Annotated in this window: 19 protein-coding genes; 2 read left to right on the top strand and 17 right to left on the bottom strand. The window is 68.3% G+C overall.

From position 1 onward, the window contains the following. Window positions 1-25: 25 nt before the first annotated feature. From CS1GBM4_RS12400 to xdhA, 8 genes are all read right to left on the bottom strand, one after another. Window positions 26-1,195, bottom strand: coding sequence for an ABC transporter substrate-binding protein (locus CS1GBM4_RS12400; protein WP_186419022.1), 1,170 nt, complete (start codon window positions 1,193-1,195; stop codon window positions 26-28). Window positions 1,196-1,462: 267 nt separating this feature from the next. Then, window positions 1,463-2,536 carry a BMP family ABC transporter substrate-binding protein gene (locus CS1GBM4_RS12395; RefSeq protein ID WP_186419021.1) on the bottom strand — a complete coding sequence of 358 codons (1,074 nt, stop codon included), beginning with the start codon at window positions 2,534-2,536 and terminating at the stop codon, window positions 1,463-1,465. A gap of 32 nt (window positions 2,537-2,568) precedes the next feature. Beyond that, window positions 2,569-3,492, bottom strand: coding sequence for an ABC transporter permease (locus tag CS1GBM4_RS12390; protein WP_186419020.1), 924 nt, complete (start codon window positions 3,490-3,492; stop codon window positions 2,569-2,571). A gap of 196 nt (window positions 3,493-3,688) precedes the next feature. Continuing rightward, a complete protein-coding gene (locus tag CS1GBM4_RS12385) occupies window positions 3,689-4,753 on the bottom strand; it encodes an ABC transporter permease (RefSeq protein WP_186419019.1) in 1,065 nt (354 codons plus the stop codon). After that, window positions 4,746-6,305: an ABC transporter ATP-binding protein gene (locus tag CS1GBM4_RS12380; protein ID WP_186419018.1), complete on the bottom strand. Its 1,560-nt coding sequence runs from the start codon at window positions 6,303-6,305 to the stop codon at window positions 4,746-4,748. Before CS1GBM4_RS12380 ends, CS1GBM4_RS12385 begins: the two co-directional genes overlap by 8 nt. Continuing rightward, complete coding sequence (gene xdhC, locus CS1GBM4_RS12375; protein ID WP_244607190.1) at window positions 6,289-7,134, bottom strand: xanthine dehydrogenase accessory protein XdhC; 846 nt, start codon at window positions 7,132-7,134, stop codon at window positions 6,289-6,291. The genes CS1GBM4_RS12380 and xdhC overlap by 17 nt, the downstream gene beginning before the upstream one ends. Further along, window positions 7,131-9,479 carry a xanthine dehydrogenase molybdopterin binding subunit gene (xdhB, locus tag CS1GBM4_RS12370; RefSeq protein ID WP_186419017.1) on the bottom strand — a complete coding sequence of 783 codons (2,349 nt, stop codon included), beginning with the start codon at window positions 9,477-9,479 and terminating at the stop codon, window positions 7,131-7,133. Before xdhB ends, xdhC begins: the two co-directional genes overlap by 4 nt. Then, on the bottom strand, window positions 9,472-10,947 hold the full coding sequence (gene xdhA / locus CS1GBM4_RS12365; protein WP_186419016.1) for a xanthine dehydrogenase small subunit: 1,476 nt from the start codon (window positions 10,945-10,947) through the stop codon (window positions 9,472-9,474). Before xdhA ends, xdhB begins: the two co-directional genes overlap by 8 nt. A 117-nt stretch (window positions 10,948-11,064) precedes the next feature. Here xdhA and guaD point away from each other — a divergent pair, with 117 nt between their 5' ends. After that, a complete protein-coding gene (gene guaD, locus CS1GBM4_RS12360; protein WP_244607189.1) occupies window positions 11,065-12,390 on the top strand; it encodes a guanine deaminase in 1,326 nt (441 codons plus the stop codon). Window positions 12,391-12,470: 80 nt separating this feature from the next. On the opposite strand, the gene CS1GBM4_RS12355 is transcribed toward guaD, so the two are convergent. Then, entirely contained in the window at window positions 12,471-13,328 is an 858-nt protein-coding gene (locus CS1GBM4_RS12355; protein WP_186419015.1) for a D-amino-acid transaminase, read from the bottom strand. Between the two features lie 154 nt (window positions 13,329-13,482). Further along, window positions 13,483-14,130, bottom strand: coding sequence for a CGNR zinc finger domain-containing protein (locus tag CS1GBM4_RS12350; RefSeq protein ID WP_186419014.1), 648 nt, complete (start codon window positions 14,128-14,130; stop codon window positions 13,483-13,485). An 81-nt stretch (window positions 14,131-14,211) separates the two neighbouring features. Here CS1GBM4_RS12350 and CS1GBM4_RS12345 point away from each other — a divergent pair, with 81 nt between their 5' ends. Continuing rightward, window positions 14,212-15,327 (top strand): branched-chain amino acid ABC transporter substrate-binding protein, encoded by a 1,116-nt coding sequence (locus CS1GBM4_RS12345; protein ID WP_186419013.1) that lies wholly within the window; start codon window positions 14,212-14,214, stop codon window positions 15,325-15,327. Window positions 15,328-15,471: 144 nt separating this feature from the next. Here CS1GBM4_RS12345 and CS1GBM4_RS12340 read toward each other — a convergent pair whose 3' ends face one another. From CS1GBM4_RS12340 to CS1GBM4_RS12310, 7 genes are all read right to left on the bottom strand, one after another. Further along, window positions 15,472-17,064 carry an ABC transporter ATP-binding protein gene (locus CS1GBM4_RS12340; protein ID WP_186419012.1) on the bottom strand — a complete coding sequence of 531 codons (1,593 nt, stop codon included), beginning with the start codon at window positions 17,062-17,064 and terminating at the stop codon, window positions 15,472-15,474. Window position 17,065: 1 nt separating this feature from the next. Continuing rightward, window positions 17,066-18,187 carry an ABC transporter permease subunit gene (locus CS1GBM4_RS12335; protein ID WP_186419011.1) on the bottom strand — a complete coding sequence of 374 codons (1,122 nt, stop codon included), beginning with the start codon at window positions 18,185-18,187 and terminating at the stop codon, window positions 17,066-17,068. A 4-nt stretch (window positions 18,188-18,191) separates the two neighbouring features. Next, on the bottom strand, window positions 18,192-19,112 hold the full coding sequence (locus CS1GBM4_RS12330) for an ABC transporter permease subunit (RefSeq protein ID WP_186419010.1): 921 nt from the start codon (window positions 19,110-19,112) through the stop codon (window positions 18,192-18,194). 112 nt (window positions 19,113-19,224) lie between these two features. Continuing rightward, entirely contained in the window at window positions 19,225-20,754 is a 1,530-nt protein-coding gene (locus CS1GBM4_RS12325; protein WP_244607188.1) for a peptide ABC transporter substrate-binding protein, read from the bottom strand. Between the two features lie 268 nt (window positions 20,755-21,022). Next, window positions 21,023-23,314: an NADP-dependent malic enzyme gene (locus CS1GBM4_RS12320; RefSeq protein ID WP_186419008.1), complete on the bottom strand. Its 2,292-nt coding sequence runs from the start codon at window positions 23,312-23,314 to the stop codon at window positions 21,023-21,025. A gap of 120 nt (window positions 23,315-23,434) precedes the next feature. Further along, window positions 23,435-24,451 carry an ABC transporter ATP-binding protein gene (locus CS1GBM4_RS12315; protein ID WP_186419007.1) on the bottom strand — a complete coding sequence of 339 codons (1,017 nt, stop codon included), beginning with the start codon at window positions 24,449-24,451 and terminating at the stop codon, window positions 23,435-23,437. Next, the gene (locus CS1GBM4_RS12310) at window positions 24,448-25,431 is read right to left on the bottom strand and encodes an ABC transporter ATP-binding protein (RefSeq protein ID WP_186419006.1); all 984 of its coding nucleotides are present in this window, start codon (window positions 25,429-25,431) and stop codon (window positions 24,448-24,450) included. Before CS1GBM4_RS12310 ends, CS1GBM4_RS12315 begins: the two co-directional genes overlap by 4 nt. Window position 25,432: the final 1 nt, after the last annotated feature.

Here is a 25,432-nt window from a genome sequence, read left to right as displayed (position 1 = left end):
CTCCGCCCGAGGATGACGCTTCGCGTCACTTCAGCGCGCAATCCTTCGCGTGCGGGTCGGCGTAATCCGCGAACACCTTCTGGGCGATCTCGGTCTGGAACTTGCCGTCCGGCCGCTTGGCGACCTTGACCAGGTAGAAGTCCTGGATCGGGTAGCCATTGGTGTTGAACTTGAACTTGCCGCGCAGCGAGGTGAAGTCCGCCTTCTTGATCGCGGCGCGCAGCTTGTCCTTGTCGGCCGTGCCGCCGGCGGCCTTGACCGCGGAGTCGATCAGTTGCGCCGCGTCATAGGCCTGCTGGGCGTAGGAGCCGGGCACGATCTTGTAGGCCGCCTCATAGGCCGCGACGAACTTCTTCGTTTGCGGGTTGTCCATGTTCGGGGCCCAAGTCATGCCGCCGAACATGCCGACCGCAGCGTCCTGCTGCGCCGGCAGGGTCGATTCGTCGACCGTGAAGGCCGAGAGGAAGGGCACCTTGCCGGTGAGCCCCGCCTGCGACCATTGCTTGACGAAGTTGACGCCGAGACCGCCGGGCAGGAAGGCGAAGACGACGTCAGGCTTGGCCGAGGCGATCTTGGCGAGCTCGGCGGAGAAGTCGAGCGCGTTCAGCGGGACATAGACCTCGTCGATGACCTCGCCCTTGAAGTAGCGCTTGAAGCCGGCGAGCGAGTCCTTACCCGCCTGGTAGTTCGGCGCGATGATATAGGCCTTCTTGTAGTTCTGGTCCTGCGCGTATTTGCCCAGCACCTCGTGGACCTGGTCGTTCTGGTACGAGGTCACGAAGAAGTTCTGGTGGCAGGCCTTGCCCGCCATGGTCGACGGTCCGGCGTTCGGGCTGATCAGGAAGGCGCCGGAATCGAGCACCGGCTTGGCGATCGCGCCGAGGATGTTCGAGAACACCGGGCCGACGACGAAGTCGACCTTGCCGCCCTCGACGAAGCCGCGCACCTTGCCGACCGCGACGTCCGGCTTGAGCTCGTCGTCGATCACGGTGATCTGCACCGGCACGCCGCCGAGCTTGCCGCCGTTCTGGTCGACCGCGAGCTGGAAGCCGTCGCGGACCTGCTGGCCGAGCGCGGCCGCGGGCCCGGTCAGCACGCTGACCACGCCGATCTTCAAGGGCTCCTGCGCCTGCGCGGCCGAGAGGCCGAGCGCGAGCACGCCGGCACCGAGCGACAGGCTGAATTTGAGCGTCATGTCTGATGTCCTCCCGGGACCTGCCAAATGCGCCGCCGGCGGGGTTCCCCATCCCCGTCCAGACGGCGGCCTCAGCCATATTGTTTCAAGCTTAAAATATCTGCAAGGGGGTTCTCATGGGGAATTTCTTGCGTGGCGAAGAGCGTCATTCTCGGGCGAAGCGAAGCGCAGGCCCGAGAAGCTCGTGACGAGAAGGCGCTGACCGCGCATCCACCGGCAAGAGATGCTCGGGTCAAGCCCGAGCATGACGCTGGCTTGACTGCCGCCTTACGCCTGCACGCCGTCGACATACCAGTCCATCTTGGACAGGATCTCGTCCGAGGCGGTCTCGCCCGCCTTCAGGCGCAGCGTGCCCTTCTGGTCCTTGAGCTCGCCGGTGAAGGGATGGAGCGTTCCGGCGACGATGCCCTTCTGCACCTCGTCGGCGGCGGCGCGGGCCGCCGGCGTCACGGCGTCGTTATAGGGCGCAAGCTTGACCATGCCGTCCTTGATGCCGCCCCAGACGTCGCCGCTCTTCCAGCTGCCGTCCATCGCCTCCTTGACGCGCTTGACGTAGTAGCCCGACCAATCGTCGACGATGGCCGAGAGCTGCGCCTTGGGCGCGAACGCCTTCATGTCGGAGGCCTGGCCGAAGGCGAAGACGCCGCGCTGCTCGGCCGCCTGCAGGGCGGCGGGGCTGTCGGTGTGCTGGCTGATCACGTCGCAGCCCTGGTCGATCAGGGCCTTGGCCGCGTCCGCTTCCTTGGCCGGGTCGTACCAGGTCGAGGCCCAGATCACCTTCGTCTTGAAGTTCGGGTTCACCTTCTTCGCCGCGAGGTGGAAAGCGTTGATGCCCATCACGACCTCCGGGATCGGGAAAGAGGCGATGTAGCCGGCCTGGCCGGATTTCGACATGTGCCCGGCGATGGTGCCGATCACGGCGCGGCCCTCGTAGAAGCGGGCATTGTAGGTCGCGACATTCTCGGCGCGCTGATAGCCGGTGGCGTGCTCGAACTTGATCTTCGGGAACTGCTTGGCGACCTGGATCGTCGGATTCATGAAGCCGAAGGAGGTGGTGAAGATCAGCTGGTTGCCGGCCTGGGCGAGCTGGCGGATGGCGCGCACCGCATCCGGCCCCTCCGCGACGTTCTCGATGAAGCTGGTCTTGATCTTGTCGCCATATTCCTTCTCCAGCGCCTTGCGGCCCTGGTCGTGCGTCCAGCTCCAGCCATGGTCGCCGATCGGACCGACATAGATGAAGCCGACGCCGAACGGCGCCTGGGCACGCGCGCCGGCGAACGGCAGGACCGAGCTCGCGGCTGCGCCGGCCAGGAGCGTGCGGCGGGTGATGATGGTCGACATGGTCGTGTTCCCCGTTGTCGGTTGCGGCGCCGTCAGGGCGTCGGGAAAGGTTTGCCGAGGCAGGCGGGCGCATCCCGTCCGCCGGTCCGTCGTCCCAGCGACATCATGGTCAGAACCATGATCGTCGCAAGATAGGGTGTCATCGCCAGCACCTCGGGCGCAATGAGGCTCCAGCCGGCCGCCTTGGCCTGGAGCTCGAAGGTCGCGACCGCGCCGAAGAGATAGGCGCCGGCCAGGAGCCGGCCGGGCTTCCAGGCCGCGAAGACGACGAGGGCGAGTGCGATCCAGCCGCGGCCCGCGGTCAGCCGGTCGGCCCACATCGGGGTCAGCGCCAGCGAGAAATAGGCGCCGCCGAGCCCGGCCAATGCCCCGCCGAAGGCGGTCGCGGCCGCGCGGATCGCCAGCACGCGATAGCCGATGGCATGGGCGGAGTCGGCGTTCTCGCCGACGGCGCGCAGGATCAGCCCGGCCTTCGTCCGCCGCAGGAACAGGCTGACCGCGACGACGAGCGCGAGCGAGAGATAGACGATCGCGTCATGGCCGAAGGCGAGGCGCAGCCAGGGATGCGCCGCATAGTCGGCCGGGAAGAGCGGCCCGAGCCGGTCGATCGTGCGCCCGACGAAGCCGGCGCCGATCAGCGAGGAGGCGCCGATGCCGAAGATCGTCAGGGCGAGGCCGGTCGCGACCTGGTTGGAGCCGAGGCCGAGCGTCAGCAGCGCGAAGACCATCGCCGCCGCGACGCCGGCCACGGTCGCGGCGAGGAGCCCGAGCGCCACGCTTCCGCTGGAATAGGCGACGGCGAAGCCCGCCACGGCGCCGCACAGCATCATGCCCTCGACGCCGAGGTTGAGGACGCCCGCCTTCTCGGTGACGAGCTCGCCCAGCGCCGCAAGCAGGATCGGCGTCGCCGCGGCGGCGAGGGTCATGAAGATCGAGACGAGGATGGCGGCGGTCATGGGGTAAGCCTTCCCTTCTCCCCCTGTGGGAGAAGGTGGCCGCGCAGCGGCCGGATGAGGGGTCGCGCTAGCGTTGCCGATTGGCGTTTCAAAAGGCGCACGGCCGGAACCGTCGCGCGACCCCTCGCCCCGACCCTCTCCCGCAAGGGGAGAGGGGGCTTGTCGCGCGATCCGAGAAGCACTGTAGGCCGTTCGTTCATGCCGGCCTCGCTCTGAAGACCAGCCGCCAGCGCACCAGCACATCGGTCGCGAGCAGGAAGAACAGCAGCAGTGCCTGGAACATGCCGGTCGCGGCCGAGGGCAGGCGCACCGTGCTCTGGGCGATCTCGCCGCCGACATAGGTCACGGCCAGCACCAGCGCGCCGAAGACGATGCCGGGGGGCGAGAGCCGGCCGAGAAAGGCGACGATGATCGCGGTGAAGCCGTAGCCGACCGGGAATTGCGGCGTGAGCTGGCCGAATGGGCCGGCCGCCTCGAACAGGCCGGCAAGGCCGGCGAGGCCGCCTCCGGCGAGTAGGGTCGCCCAGGTGACGCGGTCGGCATCGAAGCCGCCATGGCGTGCGGCCGCCGGCGCGCGGCCGACGACGCGCACGGCGTAGCCGGCGACGGTCTTGCTCATGACGAACCAGGCGACGAGCGCGAGCAGGACCGCGAGCGGCACGCCTAGATGGACGAGCGAGCCTTCGGCGACCGCCGGCAGGGTCTGGTCGGCGCTGAACATCCGGGTCTGCGGGAAGTTGAAGCCGTCCGGGTCCTTCCACGGGCCGCGCACGAGGTAGTACAGGAACTGTACCGCGACATAGGTCAGCATCAGGCTGGTCAGGATCTCGCTGACCTGCAGCCTGACCTTCAGCAGGGCAGGGATCGCCGCCCAGGCAGCGCCGCCGAGAATGCCGGCGAGCGCCATGGCCGGCAGGATCCACCAGCCGGTCATGTCGTGGGTCAGGAGTGCGACGCCGGTGCCGGCGATCGCGCCGATCACATATTGCCCTTCGGCGCCGATGTTCCAGACATTGGCGCGGAAGCCGATGGCGAGGCCGAGCGCGATCATGATCAGCGGCGCGGCCTTGACGCCGAGATCGGGCCAGCGCTGCGGCTCGATCAGCGGCGCCACGAAGATCGCCGCGACGGCGCGAAGGCCGTCATAGCCGATCGCGCCGAAGACCAGCACGCCCGTCGCCATGGTGAGTCCGATCGCGATCAGCGGGCTCAGATAGAGCATCGCCCGGCTGGGCTCGCGCCGGCGCCGCCACTCAAGCATGCGCCGGCTCCGCCCCGGAGCTCTCGCCGTGGATACCGCCCATCATCAGGCCGATCTCGTCGAGCGTCAGCGATGCGACGGGCCGCGCCGCCGAGAGCCTGCCTTCGTTGATCACGCAAAGCCGATCCGACAGTTCGAGCAGCTCGTCGAGGTCCTGCGAGATCACCACGACGGCCGAGCCCTGCGCGGCGAGATCGACGAGGGCCTGCCGGATCGCCGCGGCGGCGCCGGCATCGACGCCCCAGGTCGGCTGCGCCACAACCAGCACCTCGGGTTTCTGCCCGATCTCGCGGCCCATGATGAATTTCTGCAGATTGCCGCCCGAGAGCGAGCCGGCCAGCGCCGCGGGGCCGGTGGTGCGGACATCGAAGCGGGCGATGACCTCGCCCGCATAGCGCTCGACCGGCCCCTGGCGGATCAGCCCGGACGGGGCGAGGGGCAGGCGATGGCGCGCGGTCAGCACGACGTTGTCGGCGAGCGAGAAATCGGGCACGGCGGCGTGGCCGTTGCGCTCTTCGGGCACGCAGGCGAGGCCGGCGGCGCGGCGTGCGCCGGCGTCGGCGAGACCGATCGGCCGGCCGTCGAGCCTGATCGCATCGGCACGGCCCGCAGTATGCTCGCCCGAGAGCGCCATCAGCAACTCGGCCTGCCCGTTGCCGGCGACGCCGGCGACGCCGAGGATTTCGCCGGCCTGGGCAGAGAAGGTGACGCCCTTCAGGCTGGTGCCGAAGGGCGGCTCGCCCGGCATGTCGAGGCGTTCGACGCTGAGCCGGGCAGGACCGACCCCGCCGCCGCCGGCCGGCCGCTCGATGCTCTTCAATTCGGCGCCGATCATCAATTCGGCCATGCGTCGCGTCGTCTCGACGCGCGGGTCGCACGTCGCGACGACCTTGCCGCCGCGCAGGATGGTCGCGGTCTCGCACAAGGCCTTGATCTCGTGCAGCTTGTGGCTGATGTACAGGATCGAGCAGCCTTGGCCGGCGATCTGGCGCAGGGTCCCGAACAGGCGCTCGACTTCCTGCGGCGTCAGAACCGAGGTCGGCTCGTCCATGATCAGCAGCTTCGGCTTCTGCAGCAGGCAGCGCACGATCTCGATGCGCTGGCGCTCGCCGACCGAGAGCGTGTGCACCTCGCGATCCGGGTCGAGCGGCAGCGAATAGCTGTCGAGGATCGTCCTGATCCGCGCCTTCAGCTCATCGGCGGGCACCGTCTCGTCCAGCCCGAGCGCGATGTTCTCCAGCACGGTCATGCCGTCGAACAGCGAGAAATGCTGGAAGACCATGCCGATGCCGAGCTGGCGCGCCGCCTTGGGCGAGGCGATCTCCACCGGCCGGCCGTCGAAGCGGATCTCGCCCTCGTCGGCACGCTGCACGCCGTAGATGATCTTGACCAGAGTCGACTTGCCGGCGCCGTTCTCCCCGAGCAGGGCATGGATCTCGCCGGGGCGGACGGACAGGCTGATGTCGTGATTAGCTCTTACCCCGGGAAAGCTCTTCGAGACATGCGCGAGCGCCAGGCGCGAAGGCGCCGTCTGATCAGGCGGCTGCGTCATGACGGTTCGGTGTCCTCGCGCGTTTGCTGGCCTTCCTGCCAAGCAAGCAACGCACCAACTCGGCACTCGTCAAGGCGGCGATCACCGCGGGACGCTTGTCATGCACATCCGATCCGCCGATCGGGCAGGTGAGATGCCTCAAGGCGTCGCTGCCGGGATGGCGGCGGCGGAAGCTGGCCTCGAACCGTGCGCGCTTGGTGCCCGAGCCGATCATGCCGACATAGGCAGCGTCGCCCCGCAGCAGCGCCGCCTCGGCGAGGCGGTAATCGAGGGCGTGGCTGTGGGTCAGGACGACGAAGGCCGAGCCGGCTCGGGCTGCGGCGATCGCGGTTTCAGAGTCGTCGAGATGCAGGCAGGTGATTGCCTCCGGCACGTCGGCGAACTGGCCTGGCCGGTCGTCGATCACAGTCACCGCGATGGGCAGCAGGGCGAGGCTGCACGCCAGCGCCTTGCCGGTATGGCCGGCGCCGAAGATCAGCACCTGCGGCCGCTCGGCTGCGGCCTTTGCCTCGTCCTGCCTGAGCGTCCCCAGGTGCCTTGCGGTCGCCCTCTCCATCGCGACCCGCACGCGCCCGCCGCAGCATTGCCCCATCTGCGGGCCGAGCAGGATGTCGGCGACCTGTTGCGGCCCGCCGCTGTCGAGGAGGATGCGGGCGAGATCGAGGCAGTGGAATTCGAGCTGGCCGCCGCCGATCGTGCCGGCGCTGCCGCGGGCGCTGACGATCATGGTCGCGCCGGCCTCGCGCGGGGTCGAGCCCTGCACATCGGCGATGCGGACGATGACGGCGCCGTCTTTCAGGTTGGCGGCGAGGAAGTCGGCGAGCGTCATCGCGCCGCCTCCGCCAGCGCCCGCACCCGCTCGACCGCGTCGAGCACCCGCTCCGGCGTCGCCGGCGCGTCGAGCCTCGGGCAGAAGCGGTGATCGCCGACGCTGGCGACGGCGTCCGAGAGCGCGTGCAGAACGCTGATCGCCAGCATCAGCGGCGGCTCGCCCACCGCCTTGGAGCGATGGATGGTGTGCTCGCGATTGGGGGCGTTCTCCAGCAGCGCGACGTTGAAGATGCGCGGCCGGTCGGAGGCGACCGGGATCTTGTAGGTCGAGGGCGCATGGGTCTTGAGCCTGCCCTTCTCGTCCCAGACCAGTTCCTCGGTGGTGAGCCAGCCCATGCCCTGCAGGAAGCCGCCCTCGATCTGGCCCTTGTCGATCGCCGGGTTCAGCGAGTTGCCGCAATCGTGCAGGATATCGACGCGTTCGACCCTGTATTCGCCGGTCAGCGTGTCGACCGCGACCTCGGCGGCGGCGGCGCCATAGGCGAAATAGTAGAACGGGTGGCCTTTGCCTGCCTTGCGGTCCCAATGGATCTTCGGCGTTGCATAGAAGCCGGTCGCGGAGAGCTGGACGCGGGCCATATAGGCTGCCCTGGCCAAATCGGCGAAGCCGATCTCGCGCGCGCCGACCTGCACGTGTCCGGGCAGAAAGGCGATCGCTTCCGGCTTTTCCTGCCAATGCTCGGCGGCGAAGGCGGCGAGCCTTGCCTTGATCGTCTCGCAGGCGTCGAGCGCCGCCATGCCGTTGAGGTCGGAGCCGGAGGAGGCGGCCGTGGCCGAAGTGTTCGGCACCTTGCCGGTCGTCGTCGCGGTGATCCTGATCTGGTCGAGGCCGATGCCGAAGGCCTGGGCCACGACCTGGGCCACCTTCTGGTGGAGCCCCTGGCCCATTTCAGTGCCGCCATGGTTCAGCGCCACCGTGCCGTCGGTATAGACATGCACCAGCGCGCCGGCCTGATTGTACCAGGTGGCGGTGAAGGAGATGCCGAACTTGACCGGCGTCAGCGCGATGCCGCGCTTGACGACGGGGCTCTCGCGGTTGAACGCACGGATCGCCGCCTGACGGGCGCGGTAATCGCAGGAGTGCTCGAGATCGTCGATCACCTCGGCGGCGATCATGTCCTCGACCGGCTGATGATAGGGCGTGACCGTGCGGCCTTCGCCGCCATAGAGATTGCGCTTCCTCACATCGAGCGGGTCGAGGCCGGTGGCGTAGGCGACCTCCTCGATCAGGCGCTCGGCCCCGACCATGCCCTGCGGCCCACCGAAGCCGCGGAAGGCTGTGTTCGAGACCGTATGCGTGCGCAGGGGCTCCGAACGGGCCCGCACCGCCGGATAGAAATAGCAATTGTCCATATGGAACAAAGCGCGGTCGGTGACCGGGCCGGAGAGGTCGGCGTTCCAGCCGCAGCGCGCGGCATAGACGGCATCGACCGCGTGGATGCGGCCCTCGTCGTCGAAGCCGATCTCGTAGTCGACGACGAAATCATGACGCTTGCCGGTGACGATCATGTCGTCATCGCGATCGGGCCGCAGCTTCACCGGCCGCTTCAGCTTGCGGGCGGCGAGCGCCGCGACGCAGGCGAAGAGGTTCGCCTGCGTCTCCTTGCCGCCGAAGCCGCCGCCCATGCGCCGGACCTCGATGGTGACCGCGTGCGCGCCGACGCCGAGGACCTGGGCAACCATGTGCTGGACTTCGCTCGGATGCTGGGTCGAGCACAGCACCAGCATGTCCTGGTCCTCGCCGGGGATGGCGAGCGAGATCTGGCCCTCCAGATAGAAATGATCCTGGCCGCCGATCGCCATCGATCCCTTCAGCCGGCGCGGGCTCGCCGCGAGGGCGGCCGCGATGTCGCCGCGCTCCAGCTTCAGCGGCTCAGTGACGAGATCGGAGCCGGCGGCACGCGCAGCGGCGACGTCGAGCAGGGGAGGCCCTTCGTCACAGGTCGCCCTCGCCAGCGTCGCGGCGTGGCGGGCCTGCTCGCGGCTCTCGGCGACGACCGCGAAGAGCGGCTGGCCGTGATGCAGGATCTCCGTCGTCGCGAACACCGGCTCGTCGTGCCGATGCGTCGAGGAGATGTCGTTCTCGCCGGGAATGTCGGCGGCCGTCACGACAGCGAGCACGCCCGGCGCTGCCTCGACGGCCGAGAGGTCGAGCGAGAGCAGATTGCCATGCGCGATGGTCGAGAGGCCGAGGCAGGCATGGGCGAGACCCGCCGGCCCGGCGATGTCGTCGATGTAGAGGGCTTCGCCGGCGACATGCTTCTCGGCGGAATCATGCGTCAGCGGCGAGCCGACGATCGGCCGGGATTCAAAGGCGTCGAGCCGTTTGCGCGCGTCAGCCATGGCCGGCCTCCGCCAGCAGGCCAGCGACACGGGTCGCGGTCCGGGGAGCAGTCGTCTCGATCAGGAAGCGACGCAGCAGGTTGCCGGCGACCTTGAGCCGGTAGGCGGCCGAGGCGCGCATGTCGGTCAGCGGCGTGAAATCCTCGGCCAGCGCGGCGCAGGCGGCTGCGGCCGCGGCGTTGTCCCACGAACGGCCGAGCAGGGCCGCTTCCGCTGCCTTCGCCCGCTTCGGGATGCCGGCCATGCCGCCATAGGCGAGCCGGGCATCGCTGACGCGGCCGGTCTCGTCCAGTCGCAGATGGAAGGCTCCGCACACCGCGGAGATATCCTCGTCGAAGCGCTTCGAGATCTTCGAGATATGGTAGAGTGCGCCCGCCTGCAGCTTCGGCACCAGCACAGCCTCGACGAATTCGCCCGGCCGCCGGTCCTGTTTGCGGTAGTCGAGGAAGAAGGCTTCGAGCGGGAGCTCCCGGCGCTCGTTGCCCTTGCGCAGCACCAGCGTCGCGCCGAGCGCGATCAGCGCTGGCGGCAGGTCGCCGATCGGCGAGCCATTGGCGATATTGCCGCCGATCGTGCCGGCATTGCGCACCTGCTCGCCGCCGAAACGGCGCATCATCTCGTCGAGCTGCGGCGAGATGCCGGCGAGCGCCGCGCGCACGGCGATCTGGTTCGCCATCGCGCCGAGGCGCAGATGATCGCCCTCGTCGGAGATCTCGCGCAATGCGTCGATCCGGCCGAGAGAAATCACCGAATCGAGTCGGCGCATGCCCTTCGTGACCCAGAGCCCGACATCGGTCGCCCCGGCGACAAGCGTCGCCTGCGGCTGGGCGCTGACGAGCTCGGCCAGCGCCTCGACCGTGGCGGGAGCGTAGAAATGGCGCTCGCCATTCCCGATCGCGATCGTCTCCTCGTCCGCGAGCGCCTTCAGCCGGGCGGTGATCGTCGGCATCGCGGCGACGAAGCGGTTCTGCTCGCGCCCGGCGGCATTCATGCGCTGCGCGGCGGCGATGATCGGCTGATATCCCGTACAGCGGCAGAGATTGCCGGCGAGGGCGTCCTCGATGCGCTGGACCGAAAGGGACCTCTCGTTCAGCCAGAGCGCCAGCAGCGACATCACGAAGCCGGGCGTGCAGAAGCCGCATTGCGAGCCGTGGCAGTCGACCATTGCCTGCTGCACCGGGTGGAGCGCTCCGTCGGAACCCCTGAGATGCTCGACCGTCAGCACATGGCAGCCGTCCAGCGTCGGCAGGAAGCGGATGCAGGCGTTGATCGCCTCATAGCGCAGCCGGCCGCCGTCGAGCCGGCCGACGACGATCGTGCAGGCGCCGCAATCGCCCTCGGCGCAGCCCTCCTTGGTGCCGGTGCGGCGCCGGTCCAGCCGCAGCCAGTCGAGCACGGTGCGGGTCGGATCGCAGGATGCGATCTCGACCAGCTCGTCACCGAGCAGGAAACGCACGTTCTCACGCATCGCGGCACTGCCGCTCGCAAATCGGGTTCATGCCCTGAGATTAGGCACGTTCGCGGCTTGGCCGGAAGCTTTCATTTGGTGCAGATATGATCGCGATTTGAGCCGGAGCGGCGAGCCTTGAGCAAAGACGGTGCGGTATCGGCCCTGCGCGGCCGGCTTCTCTGGTTCGTCGACGATCCACACCGGGCGGGCGAGGCCGCGCATCGCCATGTCGAGGACGGTCTGCTCGTCATCGAAGGCGGCCTGATCCGCGCCGCCGGAGAGGCGAAGGAACTCATGCCGACGCTGCCGGCGGGCGCCGTCATCGCCGATCATCGCCCGCACCTGATCATGCCGGGCTTCATCGACGCCCATCTCCACATGCCGCAGACGCAGGTGATCGCCTCCTATGGCGCGCAATTGATGGAGTGGCTCAACAAATACACCTTCGTCGAAGAGCAGAAGCTTGCCCGGCAGGGCCATGCCGAGAAGCTCTCCGCCTTCCTGCTCGACGAATTGCTGGCGAGCGGCACGACCACGGCGGCGGTTTATTGCTCCGTGCACAAGCGGTCGGCCGAGGCCTTCTTCACAGAATCGCACCGGCGCAACACCCGAATGATCGCCGGCAAGGTGATGATGGACCGCAATGCCCCGCCGGCGCTGACCGACACCGCCGAAAGCGGCTACGCCGACAGCAAGGCGTTGATCGGCCGCTGGCACGGCAAGGGCCGCCAGCTCTACGCGATCACGCCGCGCTTCGCCGTGACCTCGACGCCGGAGCAGATGGCGGCTTCGCAGAGGCTGGTCGAGGAGCATCCCGACTGCTTCGTCCAGACCCATATCAACGAGAACCGGGCCGAGATCGCCTTCGCCCGCGAGCTCTATCCGGACGCCGCCGACTATGCCGGCATCTACGAGGATTACGGGCTGCTCGGCTGCAGGAGCCTCCTCGGCCACTGCATCCATATGACGAAGCGCGAATGGCGCGCCTTCGCCGAGCATGGCGCGGTCGCGGTCTTCTGCCCGACCTCCAACCTCTTCCTCGGCTCGGGCTTGTTCGACTGGGCCCGCGCCCGGCACGAGGGCGTCAAGGTCGCGGTCGCGACCGATATCGGCGGTGGCACCTCCTATTCGATGCTGCGCACAATGGCGGAAGCCTACAAGATCCTGCAGTTGCAGGGCCAGTCGCTCTCGGCCTTCGCGGCGCTGCACGCGATCACGCTGGGCAATGCCGCGGCGCTCGGCCTCGATCACCTGATCGGCTCGTTCGAGCCGGGGCGCGAGGCGGATATCGTCGTGCTCGACCCCGCCGCGACACGGGCGATGGCGCACCGGCTGGAGACGGTGCGCGAGCTGGCGGAGGAGCTCTTCGTCCTGGTCACGCTCGGCGACGAGCGCAACGTCGTCGCGACCTATGTCATGGGAGAGCGGGTGGAGTTGCCGTCATTCTCGGGCGCGGCGTAGCAGCGACCCGAGAATCTCTCGCAGGATAGGGCGCGTTCTTGTCCTGAGGTGCTCGGGTCGAGCTCGAGCATGACGCGCATTCAGCCCAGCACGCCGCCCTTGCGGGCGTACTCCAGATAGATCTCGCGCAGCCGGAGCGTCGCCGGGCCGGGCGCGCCGTTGTGGATGCTGTGGCCGTCGATCGTCGTCACCGGCATCACCAGGCTGGTCGCCGAGGTGATGAAGGCTTCCTCGGCGTCGAGCGCCTCCTCGAGCGTGAACTCGCGCTCCTCGAAGGAGAACCCGCTCTCGGCCAGGAAGGCGAGCACGGCCTTGCGGGTGATGCCGGGCAGCACCTTGTGCGAGAGCGGGCGCGAGATCAGGGTCTTGCCCTTGACGATCCAGGCCGTCGACGAGGCGCCCTCGGTGACGACGCCGTCCTCGACCATCCAGGCCTCCTGCGCGCCGCTTTCGGCCGCGAACTGCTTGGCCAGCACCGGAGCGAGCAGGTTGACGCTCTTGATGTCGCGGCGGGCCCAGCGCAGATCGGGCGTGCTGACCACCTTGATGCCAGTCCTTGCCAGCGGCGTGTCGGCGAACTGCCGCGCCTGCGTGAACAGGACCAGGGTCGGCTTCGCATCCTTGGGGAAGGCGAAGTCGCGATCGGCGGCGCCGCGCGACACCTGCAGATAGATGCTGCCTTCGTCCAGGTCGTTGCGGGCGATGAGCTCCTCGTGGATCGCAACCAGTTCGGCCTTCGACCAGGGCAGGGCGAGGCCGAGCTCTCCCGCCGAGCGCTCCAGCCTGGCGAGATGCGCCTCGCAGTCGACGAGCTTGCCGCCGAGCACCGCCGAGACTTCGTAGATGCCGTCGCCGAAGATGAAGCCGCGGTCGAAGATCGAGATCTTGGCCTCCTCCTCGGGGAGATAGGCGCCATTGACGTAGACGATGCGGCTCATGGAGAGGGTCTCATGCGGGAAGGACGGACCTTCCTAGCCGAGCCTGAGGCGCGAGGCGAGATCGCGTGCCGGCGTGCCGACCGGCGTCCGATGCAGGGCGGCGCTGGAGCAGGCTCGGGCGAAGCGGATGCCGGTTCGCGCGGCGGACATGCCTTCAGCCGGTCGTCTTCGCTTCGAAATGCCGGGCCCTGAACGCGCGGACCTTGGCGCGGTTGCCGCAGACCGCCATCTCGCACCAGCGCCGCAGCCGGTTCTTGGTCGTGTCGAAGAACAGCCAGCCGCAATGGTCGCCCTCGCACTGCTTGATGCGGGCGAGGTTCTGCTGGGTCAGCACGGTCAGCGCCGAGAGTGCGATCGGCCCGCGGATCGCCTCGCTCAGGGTCAGCTGCGAATCCCAGCGCCAGACGAAGCCGTCGCCGAAGGGAGACAGCTTCGCGCAGGCCAGGCAATGCGCATGGATCGCAGCGAGTCGCGTCCGGTCGTCCTCTGCCGGCGGCTGGCGGCGGCTGAGCGCGAGGCCGATCCGGTAGATCGTGTCGCGCAGCTCGAGCGCTTCGTCGAGCAGGCGCCCCGCCAGCGCCTCGTCAGCGGCCACGGCGGCCAGGGCGGCATCCCGGTCGCTGTCGCTGATCACCTTGGCGTGACGCGCCCAGATCACCACGTCGCGCCCTTCGCGCAGATGCTCGAGCTGGTTGGGACCGCCGCGATCGGAGGTGGTGTTGGTGAAATCGAAGGCGAGCTCGCTCGCCACGAGCGGCAAGGAACCGGCGCGGCTGGGGCCGCCTGTGCGATCGACTGTCATGTAACCAGCTATCTCAGATTTACAGGTTAAGGCAAGCGACGTAGCGTCCGGCCACGGCTTGGACCGTGGAGGAGAACGGAGATGAGAACCTATTGGGTCGCGACGCTCGCCGCGGGCGTGCTCGCGATGTCGCACGGCGCGGCGCTGGCGCAGATCAAGCTCGGCGTCGCTGGCCCGATGACCGGCGCGAGCGCCGCCTTCGGCGCGCAATTGAAGAACGGGGTCGAGCAGGCGGTGGCCGACATCAATGCCGCGGGCGGCATCCTCGGCCAGACGATCGTGCTTTCGAGCGGCGACGATGTCGGCGATCCCAAGCAGGGCGTCTCGGTCGCCAACAAGTTCGTCGGCGACGGCGTCAAGCTCGTCGTCGGCCACTTCAACTCCGGCGTCACCATGCCGGCATCCGAGGTCTATGCCGAGAACGGCATGCTGATGATCAGCCCGTCGGCGACCAATCCGAAGATCACCGAACGCGGTCTCTGGAACGTGTTCCGCACCTGTGGACGCGACGACCAGCAGGGCGTCGTCGCCTCCGGCCACATCGCCAAGACCTTCAAGGGCAAGGTCGTCGCCGTCGTCCACGACAAGACGACCTATGGCCAGGGGCTTGCCGACGAGACCCGCAAGGGCCTGCACGCGGCGGGCATCAAGGAAGTGCTCTATGAAGGCGTCAACACCGGCGAGAAGGACTTCTCGGCGCTGGTCTCGAAGATCAAGGCCGCCAAGGCCGATCTGCTCTATTGGGGCGGGCTGCACACCGAGCTCGGCCTGATCGTGCGCCAGATGCGCGACCAGGGCCTGACGACGGTGGCGATGGGCGCGGACGGCATCACCTCCGACGAATACGCCGTCATCGGCGGTCCGGGCACCGAGGGCACGCTGATGACCTTCCCGCCCGATCCGCGCAAGCGCGCCGCGGCGGCCGAGGTGGTCAAGCGCTTCGCGGCCAAGGGCATCAATCCCGAGGCCTATACGCTCTACTCCTACGCCGCGGTCCAGATCATGAAGCAGGCGGCCGAGCAGGCCAAATCGCTCGACCCGAAGAAGATCGCCGCCGCGATGCATTCGGGCATGACGTTCAAGACCGTGCTCGGCGACATGTCCTACGACAAGAAGGGCGATCGCACCAATCTCGACTACACCGTCTACACCTGGAAGAAGGGCGCGGACGGCAAGATCACCTATGTCGAGAACTGACGGTCAGAGCATTTTCGAGCGACGTGGATACCGGTTCGCGTGAGGAAAATGCGATAATAGGAATACTTTAGCCGGTGTCGGTGGCTTCCCCTGGCCGGAGACCGGCGGAACGCCGCTTCGCTGCGCGAGGCGGCGTTTTCCGTTTCAGCGCTTCAGCGCCGCGGCGATCAGGCGCTGGGTATAGTCCTCCCGCGGCGTCTCGAAGATCGCCTCGGTCGGTCCGCGTTCGACGACCCTGCCGTCCTTCATCACCATGATCTCGTCGGCCATGGCGCGGACGACGGCGAGATCGTGGCTGATGAAGAGATAGGAGAGGCCGTGCCTCGCCTGGAGATCCTTGAGCAGCGCGACGATGCTCGCCTCGATGGTGCGGTCGAGCGCCGAGGTCGGCTCGTCGAGCACGACCAGCGCCGGATGCAGGATCATGGCGCGGGCGATCGCGATGCGCTGGCGCTGGCCGCCCGAGAATTCGTGCGGATAGCGGTTGCGCAGCGCCGGATCGAGGCAGACCTCCGTCAGCGCCGCCGCCGCCTTGCGTTCGCGTTCGGCGCGCGAGAGGCCCGGCTCGTGCACCAGCAGTCCCTCGGTGACGATCTCGCCGATGGTGAGGCGCGGCGAGAGCGAACCGAACGGGTCCTGGAACACGACCTGCAGGCTCCGGCGCAGGGGACGCATCGCGGCACGGTCGAGCGGGCCCAGTGCCCGGTCCTCGAAGCGCACGAGGCCGGACGCGGGCAGCAGCTTGAGCAAAGCGCGCCCGAGCGTCGACTTTCCCGAACCGGATTCGCCGACGATGCCGATGGTCTGGCCGCGCCTCAGCGTCAGGTCCACGCCGTCGACGGCGTGCAGCACGACGCGGTCGCGCTTGAGGAAGCCGCGCGACAGGTCGAAGCTGACGCGCAGGCCGCGGGCTTCGAGCAGAACGGGCGCGTCCGGCGGTGGCGGGGTCTTGCGGCCCTGCGGCTCGGCGGCGAGCAGCGCTCTGGTGTAGGGGTGCTGCGGCGCCTCGAAGATCGCTTGCGCCGGGCCGCTCTCGACGACTTCGCCGGCTTTCATCACATAGACGCGCTCGGCATATTTGCGGACGAGGCCGAGATCGTGGCTGATCAGGATCACGGCCATGCCCAGCCGCTGCCGGAGCTCGGCGATCAGCGCGAGGATCTCGGCCTCGATGGTGACGTCGAGCGCCGTCGTCGGCTCGTCGGCGATCAGGATGTCGGGATCGTTGGCGAGCGCCATCGCGATCATCACGCGCTGGCGCTGGCCGCCGGAGAGCTCGTGCGGATAGGAATCGAGCCGGCGCTCCGGATGCGGGATGCGGACCAGCTTCAGCAGCTCCAGCGCCCGCGCCCGCGCCGCCTTGCGCGACAGGCCCCGATGCTGGCGCAGGGGCGCCGCCATCTGCGTGCCGATCCGGAACAGCGGGTCGAGCGAGGTCATCGGCTCCTGGAAGATCATCGCGAGCTTCCGGCCGCGATAGCCGTTCAGGGCCGCGGGCGGCAGCGCGAGCAGGTCGACCTCGCGATAGCGGACGGTGCCTGACGCCTCGCCATTGCTGGCGAGGAGCCCCATCGCCGCCATCGCGCTCTGGCTCTTGCCGGAGCCGGATTCGCCGACCACCGCGACGAACTCCCCGGGGCCGACATCGAGATCGATGCCGCGCACAGCCTCGCACAGCCCGTCATTGGTGCGGAAGCGGACCTTGAGGTCGCGGATGGCGAGGATGGGGGCGCCCATCTCAGCGATCCCTGGGATCGAGCGCGTCGCGCAGGCCGTCGCCGAGGAAGTTGAGCGAGAACAGCGTCGTCACCAGGAAGGCGGCGGGGAAGATCAGCATCCACGGCGTCGCCTGGATGGCGCGGGCGCCGTCCGAGATCAGCACGCCCCAGCTCGTCATCGGCTCCTGTACGCCGAGGCCCAGGAAGGAGAGGAAGCTCTCGAGCAGGATCACCTTCGGGACCAGCAGCGTGACGTAGACGATCACGGGCCCGAGCGTGTTGGGGATGACATGGCGCCTGAGGATGCCGCCGGTCGAGACGCCGAGCGCCTCGGCGGCCAGCACATAGTCATGGCGTTTGATCGAGAGGGCCTGGCCGCGGACGATACGGGCCATGTCGAGCCACTCGATCGCGCCGACGGCGAGAAACATCAGGACGAAGTTCCGGCCGAAGAAGACGACCAGCAGGATCACGAAGAAGATGAAGGGCAGCGAATAGAGCACATCGACGATGCGCATCATCACCATGTCGATGCGCCCGCCGAGATAGCCGGCGGTCGCCCCATAGGCGACGCCGATCACCAGGGCGACACCGGTGGCGAGCAGGCCGATGGCGAGCGAGACGCGGCCGGCGATCAGCGTGCGCGTGAGGAGGTCGCGGCCGTTCGAGTCGGTGCCGAACAGGAAATGGCGGCGCTTTACCGGCACCTCCAGGACGAGCCGCCGCCCCTCCTGCTCGCTTCCGGCGATCACCGGTGTGCCGAACTGGTCGGAGCGGTCGAAATAGACGAGCAGGCGCTGGTCGATCGGCCGCTGCGCGGTCAGCACCAGCCGGACGCGGTCGCTCCGCGCCGCGATCTCGCTCGGCGTCGCCCGGATCCGAGCGGCGATGCGCTGCACGGCGCCGGGCAATGCCTCGGCCTTGGGGTAGGAGGACAGGCTGGCGGGGACGCGGACATAGTCCTGATAGACCCGGTCGTAAGGGTGGCCGGTCAGGAGCGGGCCGACGACGCAGCCGAGCGCCATCAGCGCCAGCACCACCAGGCTCGCCACGGCGGCGCGGTTGCGCAGCAGGCGGATGCGGGCGTCCTGCCAGAGCGAGCGGCCGGCGGGCGGGACGGTGAAGGCGGCGGTGTCGCTCATCGGCTCAGTCCAGCCTGACGCGCGGATCGAGCAGCGCGTAGAGCACGTCGACCACGAGGTTGAACAGCAGCACGAAGATCGCGACCACGACGACCGTGCCCATCACCAGCGTGTAGTCGCGGTTGAGCGCACCTTCGACGAAATAGCGGCCGATGCCGGGAATGGCGAAGATCGTCTCGACCACGACCGAGCCGGTGAGCAGGCTCGCCGCCGCCGGGCCGAGATACGAGACGACCGGCAGCGCCGCCGCCCGCGCTGCATGCAGCGCGATGGTCGAGGTCGAAAGACCCTGGGCCCGCAACGTCCGGATATGGTTGGCGCGCAGCGTCTCGATCATCGCCGCGCGCGTCATCCGCGCGATCACGGCGATCTGCGGCAGGGCGAGCGTCGCGACCGGCAGCACGGTGTTGCGGAAGGCCCCGCCGTTCCAGCCGCCGACCGGCAGCCAGGCCAGGCTCAGGCCGAAGACGATCTGCAGCACCGGCGCGACGACGAAATTGGGTACGGTGATGCCGGCCGTGGCGAAGCCGATCACGGCATGGTCGGCCGCCTGGTTCTGGCGGAAGGCGGCGAGCATGCCGAGCGGGCCGCCGATCGCCAGCGCCAGCAGCAGTGCCGAGGCGCCGAGCCGCATCGAGACCGGCAGCCCTTGCGCGAACAGCTCGGCGATCGAGAAATCGCGGAAATAGAAGGAAGGACCGAAATCGCCGCGCAGCAGGGCCGCCAGATAGGTCAGGTACTGCTGGAACAGCGGCTGGTCGAGCTTGTAGATGCGCCGCAGGTTCTCCATCACCTTGGCCTCGAGCGGCTGCTCGAGATCGAACGGCCCGCCAGGCGCGACGCGCATCAGGAAGAAGGAGAGCGTCACGATCACGAACAGCGTCGGGATCGCGGCGGAGAGACGGCGCAGGATGTAGGTGAGCACGGGGCGGTCCCTACGTCATGCTCGGGCTTGACCCGAGCATCTCATGATCGCTGGCGGTCGCCCGCTTCGGCCTGAGATGGCCGGGTCGAGCCCGGCCATGACGTGCTTCTCGTCACGGGCTCAGGCTCATGAAGCGCGTCGGCAGCGCGCCGCGCAGGTTCTGCTGGAAGCCGCGAAGCTTCGGCGAGACCAGATTCTTCGAGGAATAGTACAGCACCGGGATCCAGGGCACCTCGGCGGCGAGGATCGCGTCCGCCTCGCGCAGGATCGCGGCGCGCCTGGCAAGGTCGATCTCGTCGGCCGCCTGCTTCATCAGCGCGTCGAACTTCGGGTTGTTGTACTTGCCGGAGTTGAAGCCCGTATTGTCGCTCTGGAACAGGAACAGGAAATTCTGCGGATCGGAATAGTCGCCGATCCAGCCATAGCGGGCGATGTCGAAGTCGCCGCCGTCGCGCAGCAGCGCGAAATGCGTCTTGCCGTCGGTGTTGATGAAGCTGGTCTCGACGCCGATCGCCTTCCATTGCTCGGCGATGGCGATCGCGGTCCGCCTGTTGTTGTCGGTGGTGTTGTAGCGCAGCTGGACGCGCAGCGGCATGCCGGGGCCGAATCCGGCGGCGGCGAGCAGCTTCTTCGCCTCCTCCTCGCGGTCGAGCGGGGAGGAGGCCTTGAAATCGGCTTCGGCCCGCTCGCCATAGTTGCCGATGTTCGGCGGGATCACGCCATAGGCCGGCAGCATGGTGCCGGACCAGATCTCCTCGGCGATGAATTCGCGGTCGATCACCAGCGAGAGCGCCCGGCGCACCCGCAGGTCGTCGAAGGGCTTCTTCGCGGTGTTGACGATCAGGAAATAGGTGCCGAGATAGGGCGCGACCTTGACCTGCTCCTTGCCGAGCCTTTCGCGCAGTTGCTGGATCTGGTCGGCCGGGATGTCCGTCGTCATGTGCAGCTCGCCCGCGATGAAGCGGCGGGCGGCGGCGGCGAGGTCGGGACTGGGATAGTAGAGGACCGTGTCGATCTTGACGTTCGCGGCGTCGTGGAAGGCCCGGTTCTTCTCCAGCCGGATATGCGAGTTCGGCACGAATTCCTTGAGGACATAGGCGCCGTTCGAGACCCAGTTCTCCGGCTTCACGAACTCCTTGCCGAATTTCTGCACGGAGGCCGGATGGACCGGTAGCCCCGTCTGGTGCGTCAGCAGTTCGAGGAAATAGGGCGTCGGCCGCTCCAGCGCGATCTCGAGCGTGCGGTCGTCGATCGCCCTGACGCCGAGGTCCTCGGGCCTGGCGCCCTCGGCCGCCTTGTTGATCTTCTCGGCATTGCGGATCGGGTAGAGGATGTTGGCGTATTTCGCTCCGGTTTCCGGATCGACCATGCGCCGGAACGAGAAGACGAAGTCGCCTGCCGTGACCGGGTCGCCGTTCGACCATTTGGCGTTGGCACGCAGCCTGAAGGTGTAGCTCTTGCCGTCCGCGGCCACCGTCCAGCTTTCCGCGACGCCGGGGACGACCTCGCCATTGATGTGGTGGATGACCAGGCCTTCCGAGAGGTCGCGCAGCAGGTGAGCCTCGCTCACCGTGGAGGTCTTGTGCGAATCGAGCGTCTCGGGATCGCCGTCATTGCCGCGATGGAATACGGCCTGGGCCATGGCGGCGCTGCTGAACGCAAGAAAAAGGCCGCTCGCCAGGGCGAGCGGCCGAATGGCGCGCCGGAATCCGGATTGGCGGTGGATCTCACGCATGGGCGCTCTCCGAACGTTCCGGGGCGGGCCCCTTTCCCCGTCCCGAAGCGAAGTATGAGCCTATCCCGCCGCGCCCGCCAAGAGCGAAAAGCCGGTATCAACCGCTCTCGCTAAGCTGCTGGCCTCGCTCGGAAAGCCGCCACAGCACCGGTTCCGGACAGGCGTTCCCGCAAGGTCATCCGGCGGCCGAGCGGCCCTGGGCTTCCGCGACCGCGACCGCCGTCATGTTGACGACGCCGCGCGCCGTCACCGAGCCGGTGAGGATGTGCACCGGCTTGGCGGCTCCGATCAGGATCGGTCCGACGGGGAGCGCGTCCGCCAGTACCTTGGCGAACTGATAGGCGATGTTGGCGGCGTCGAGATTGGGGAAGATCAGGACGTTGGCGACGCCCTTCAGCTTCGAGGAGGGCAGAACGCGCTCGCGGATGGCGGCGAGGAGGGCGGTGTCGGCCTCCATCTCGCCGTCGCATTCCAGTTCCGGCGCCCGCTCCTGGATCAGCTTCACCGCCTTGCGCATCTTGGTCGAGCTCGGCGTGTCGGCCGCACCGAAATCCGAATGCGAGAGCAGGGCGATCTTGGGCTCGATGCCGAAGCGCGCGACATGGCCCGCCGCCAGGACCGCCATGTCGGCGACTTCCTCGGCGGTGGGGTCGTATTTCACATGGGTGTCTGCCAGGAAGAAGCCGCCCTTGCTGGTGATGATCAGCGTCATCGCAGCCAGATCGCACACCCCGGGCTCGAGCCCGATGATGTCGCGGATATGGCGCAGCCGGGAGAGGAAACGGCCCTCCAGGCCGGTGATCATCGCGTCGGCCTCGCCGCGCATCACCGCCAGCGCCGCGATCACCGTATTGTTGGTGCGCACCAGTACCCGCGCCGCCTCGGGCGTGATGCCGCGGCGGCCGGCGATGTCGAGATAGGTCTGGACGTAGTCGCGATAGCGCGGGTCGTCCTCGGGATTGACCAGCTCGAAATCGACGCCGGGCCGGATCGACAGGCCGAAGCGCTTGATGCGCGTCTCGATCACCGAGGGCCGGCCGATCAGGATCGGGATCGCCATGCCTTCCTCGATCGCGACCTGGGCGGCGCGCAGCACGCGCTCGTCCTCGCCTTCGGCGTAGATCACCCGCTTCGGGTCGGCCTTGGCCTTGGCGAAGAGCGGCTTCATCAGGAAGCCGGAGCGGAAGACGAAGCGCGACAGGTCCTCGCGATAGGCTTCGAGATCGATCAGCGGCTTCTTGGCGACGCCCGTCGTCATCGCCGCCTCCGCCACCGCCGGCGCGATGCGCAGGATCAGGCGCGGGTCGAACGGGTTGGGGATCAGGGAGGTCGCGCCGAAGGTCGAGGCCTCGCCGCCATAGGCGCGCGCCGCCACGTCCGAGGTCGCCTCGCGGGCGAGCGCGGCGATGGCGCGCACGGCGGCGAGCTTCATCGCCTCGTTGATCGTGGTGGCCTGCACGTCGAGCGCGCCCCGGAAGATATAGGGGAAGCAGAGGACGTTGTTGACCTGGTTCGGATAATCGGAGCGGCCGGTGCAGATCATCGCGTCCGGGCGGACGGCCAGCGCCTCCTCCGGCATGATCTCTGGATAGGGGTTGGCGAGCGCCAGGATCAGCGGCTTCGCCGCCATTTCCTTGGCCATCTCGGGCTTCAGCACGCCGGCGGCCGAGAGGCCGAGGAAGATGTCGGCGCCGGGGATGACGTCGGCGAGGGTGCGCGCCTCGGTCTCCTGCGCGTAGACCTCCTTCCAGCGGTCCATCAGCGTGTTGCGGCCCTTGTAGACCACGCCGTCGAGATCGGTGACCCAGATGTTCTCCCGCGTCGCGCCGAGCGAGACCAGGAGGTTGAGGCAGGCGAGCGCGGCCGCGCCGGCGCCGGAGACGACGATCTTGACCTGGCCGATCTTCTTGCCCGCGAGGTCGAGCCCGTTCAGCACGGCGGCGCTGACGATGATGGCCGTGCCGTGCTGGTCGTCATGGAAGACCGGGATGTTCATCCGGGCCTTCAGCTTCTCCTCGATCTCGAAGCATTCGGGGCCCTTGATGTCCTCCAGGTTGATGCCGCCGAAGGTCGGCTCGAGGGCCGCGACCACGTCGACGAACTTGTCGATGTTCTTCTGCTCGACCTCGATGTCGAAGCAGTCGATTCCGGCGAACTTCTTGAACAGGACGGCCTTGCCCTCCATCACGGGCTTGGAGGCGAGCGGGCCGATATCGCCGAGCCCGAGCACGGCCGTGCCGTTGGTGATGACGGCGACGAGGTTCTGGCGCGAGGTCAGCTCGGCGGCCTGGGCGGGGTCCTCGACGATCGCCTCGCAGGCCGCGGCGACGCCGGGCGAATAGGCGAGCGCGAGGTCGCGCTGGTTGCCGAGCGGCTTGGTCGCCTGGATCTCGAGCTTACCGGGCTTGGGAAGACGGTGATAGACGAGCGCGCCCGAACGGAGATCCGTCGACAAGGTGCCTTTCATTGCTTCGGTTCCCCCGGGCTGCCTGCCAGCGCTAGTCGCTGCAAGCCCCGAGGTCGCGCGGAACGCCCGTCCGCGTCAAGCGCCGTCGCGGCAATAATCCTGGTTCAGAACGCAACCCGCTCAGGCCGCCAGCGCGCCGACGCCGCCATCGTGCAGATGGCAGGCGGCGACATGGCCGGCGGCGATCTCCTTGAGCGCCGGGCGCTCGGCCCTGCAGCGCGGCCCCGCCATCGGGCAGCGCGGGTGGAAATGGCAGCCGGGCGGCGGATGCAGCGGCGAGGGGATCTCGCCCTTCAGCGCCGCGAAACGCTTCTTGCGGGCGCTGATCGTCGGGACATTGGCGAGCAGCGCCTGCGCGTAGGGATGCTGCGGGCCCTTGAACAGCTCGCGCGCCGGCGCGGCCTCGACGACGCGGCCGAGATACATGATCACGACCCGGTCGGAGAGATGGCGGACCACCGAGAGATCATGGCTGATGAAGAGATAAGTCAGGTTAAGTTCGTCGCGCAGCTTCATGAAAAGATTCAGGACCTGGGCCTGAATCGATACATCAAGTGCGGCCACGCTCTCGTCGCAGACCAGGAATTGCGGCTTGACCGCCAGCGCCCGCGCGATGCCGATACGGGCGCGCTGCCCGCCCGAGAACTGGTGCGGATAGCGGCGGCGATAGGTCGAATCGAGCCCGACCCGGTCGAGCACCTCGGCGACATAGGCGTCCTGCTGCGCCTTCGCCACCAGCCCGTGCACGACCGGCGCCTCGCCGACGATGTCGGTGACGCGCAGGCGCGGATTGAGCGAGGACATCGGGTCCTGGAAGATCATCTGGATGGCGAGCGTCGCCGCCTTCCGCTCCGGTGCCGACATCTCGTCCGTGTAGCGCCCGCGCCAGGAGACGCGGCCGGAGCTCGCCTGGTGGACGCCGGCGACGACGCGCCCGAGCGTCGACTTGCCGCAACCCGATTCGCCGACGAGGCCGACGACCTCGCCCTGGCGGACCGAGAGATCGACGCTGTCGACGGCGTGGACGGTCTGCTCGCTGTAGTTCGCGCCGAGCAGATTGGCGAATTTCGAGGCGGCGTCGAGCGGCTTGGTGAAGCGCTTCGAGACGCCTTCGAGGGTCAGGATCGGCGCGCTCATGCGGCGACTCCGGCGAGGTTCAGCGGGTGGTGGCAGCGTGCGGCGCGTCCGCCCGGGAAGGGGGTCGGCTCCGGCGCGGTGGCGAGGCAGTCGGCCTGCGCATAGTCGCAGCGCGGCGCGAAGGCGCAGCCCTGCGGCAGGCGTGCCAGAGAAGGCGTCGAGCCCCTGATCTGGCGCAGCGGCGCGCCGGGCTCGCCCTCGGCGGGCAGCGAGCCGAGCAGCCCGCTGGTGTAGGGGTGAAGCGGCGTGTCGAGCACCGGATCGACCGGGCCGGTCTCGACGATGCGGCCGGCATACATCACCGCGATCCGGTCGGCGAGGCCGGCGACGACGCCGAGATCATGGGTGATCCAGACCAGTGCCGTGCCGGTCTCTGTGCAGAGCGCCTGCATCTCGGCGAGGATCTGGCTCTGGATGGTGACGTCGAGCGCCGTCGTCGGCTCGTCGCAGATGATCAGCGGCGGGCGATGCAGCAGGGCGATCGCGATCGCGACGCGCTGGCGCATCCCGCCGGAGAACTGGTGCGGATAGGCGTTGAGCCGCTCCTCCGGCGAGGGGATGCCGACCTTGGCGAGGGCGTCGCGCGCGCGCTCGCGCGCCGCCTTGTGCGAGACCCTGTCATGGGCGGTGACCGCCTCGATCATCTGCGTGTCGACGCGCAGGACCGGATTCAGCGTCATCATCGGATCCTGGAAGATCATCGCGACCTCGCGGCCGCGGACCTTGCGGAAGCCCTCCTCGTCGAGCCCGACCAGCTCCTTGCCGTTGAGCCTGATCGAGCCCTCGACGATTCTGCCCGGCGGATCGATCAGCCCCATCACCGAAAAGCCGGTGACCGACTTGCCCGAGCCGGATTCGCCGACGAGGCCCAGCACCTCGCCGCGCTCGACATGGAAGGAGACGCCGTCGACCGACTTCACCGTGCCGGCGCGGGTGAAGAAATGGGTCTTGAGCCCGCTGACTTCGAGAACTGGCGCCATG

It is taken from the genome of Allobosea sp. CS1GBMeth4 (assembly GCF_900185715.1).
Classification (GTDB): domain Bacteria; phylum Pseudomonadota; class Alphaproteobacteria; order Rhizobiales; family Beijerinckiaceae; genus Allobosea.
The sequence above is the reverse complement of the archived record's forward strand: the minus strand, read 5'-3'. Positions and strand labels throughout refer to the sequence as shown.